Annotated in this window: 1 protein-coding gene and 1 tRNA gene; both read left to right on the top strand. The window is 36.6% G+C overall.

Features of this window, described 5'->3' with window-relative positions; translation table 11 throughout:
* Positions 1-81 precede the first annotated feature (81 nt).
* Positions 82-157 (top strand) — tRNA-Thr (locus tag RIN63_RS15295).
* Positions 158-267: 110 nt separating this feature from the next.
* On the top strand, positions 268-1,461 hold the full coding sequence (tuf, locus tag RIN63_RS15290; RefSeq protein ID WP_310445616.1) for an elongation factor Tu: 1,194 nt from the start codon (positions 268-270) through the stop codon (positions 1,459-1,461).
* Positions 1,462-1,745: the final 284 nt, after the last annotated feature.

Raw genomic sequence — 1,745 nt, 5'->3', positions numbered from 1 at the left:
GAAAAAAGTTTTGAAATCAAAGAATAAACTATGCTTGACATTTTATATAGTAAATAGTAAAATATCTAGCAGTGAGTAAATGCCCACGTAGCTCAGGTGGTAGAGTACTTGCTTGGTAAGCAAGAGGTCTCCGGTTCGAGTCCGGTCGTGGGCTCCATAATTCAAAAATCAAGGAACACTTGGATGAGTTTCCTTGTTAATCTTCCTAGGGGAGACTCTATAAGAGCAAATTAATTTATATAATCTATAATTAAGGAGGAATAAGAAATGGGAAAAGCAAAATTTGAAAGAACCAAACCACACGTAAACATAGGGACAATAGGCCACGTAGACCATGGTAAAACAACATTAACAGCAGCTATAACAATGGTATTAAACAAAAGATTTGGAACAGGTGAATTCATAGACTATGCACATATAGACAAAGCACCTGAAGAAAGAGAAAGAGGAATCACAATATCCACATCTCACGTAGAATACGAAACAGCAAACCGTCACTATGCACACGTGGACTGCCCAGGCCATGCTGACTATGTAAAGAACATGATCACAGGAGCAGCACAAATGGACGGAGCAATCTTAGTAGTATCAGCAGCAGATGGTCCAATGCCACAAACAAGAGAACATATTCTATTATCAAGAAACGTAGGAGTACCAAAGATAGTAGTATTCTTAAATAAAGAAGACATGGTAGATGACGAAGAACTAATCGAATTAGTAGAAATGGAAGTAAGAGAATTACTATCCGAATACGACTTTGATGGAGATGGAACACCAATCCAAGTAGGTTCAGCACTAAGAGCAATCGAAGAGCCAGACGGACCATGGGGAGACAAAATAGTTAAACTAATGGAAGCAGTAGATGAATACATTCCACAACCAGAAAGAGATACAGACAAACCATTCCTAATGCCAGTAGAGGATGTATTCTCAATCACAGGAAGAGGAACAGTAGCAACAGGAAGAGTAGAAAGAGGAATCGTAAAAACAGGCGACAACGTAGAAATCGTAGGATTAGCAGAAGAAGCAAGAACAGTAGTAGTAACAGGAGTAGAAATGTTTAGAAAATTATTAGATGAAGCACAAGCAGGAGATAACATAGGAGCACTTCTAAGAGGAGTACAAAGAGCAGAAATTGAAAGAGGCCAAGTATTAGCAAAGCCAAAATCAATAAAACCACATCTAAAATTTGAATCAGAAGTATATGTATTATCAAAAGAAGAAGGTGGAAGACATACACCATTCTTTAACGGATACAGACCACAATTCTATTTTAGAACAACAGACGTAACAGGAGACATAGCATTAGAAGAAGGCACAGAAATGGTAATGCCAGGAGACAATGCAAAGTTTACAATAGAACTAATTACACCAATCGCAATAGAAGAAGGATTAAGATTCTCAATTCGTGAAGGTGGAAGAACTGTAGGATCAGGAGTTGTAACTAAAGTTCTTGCTTAATTAAAATTAAAAAACAATATGTAGGGGAACCTAATTTAGGTCCCCCTATGATAACTAAAAAAAACTTAAGTTTTTTAAAAAAAAAGCTTGAGTTTTTAGTGGTTATGTTATAAAATATGTTAGTGTTCATTTTTAGACATTGCGATGATGCAAAAGGTGGCTGTTAAAAACAGGAAATTTTTGCTGAGAATGTCCGGTTTCAAATCGGGCGACTAGAATTGTAGTAGATTTTATTTTTTAATAAAACTACAACACACCAGGAGGTGTGTATCGGCAATTCTGAG

The organism is Tissierella sp., from assembly GCF_031460495.1.
Classification (GTDB): Bacteria; Bacillota; Clostridia; order Tissierellales; family Tissierellaceae; genus JAVKTS01.
The sequence above is the reverse complement of the archived record's forward strand: the minus strand, read 5'-3'. Positions and strand labels throughout refer to the sequence as shown.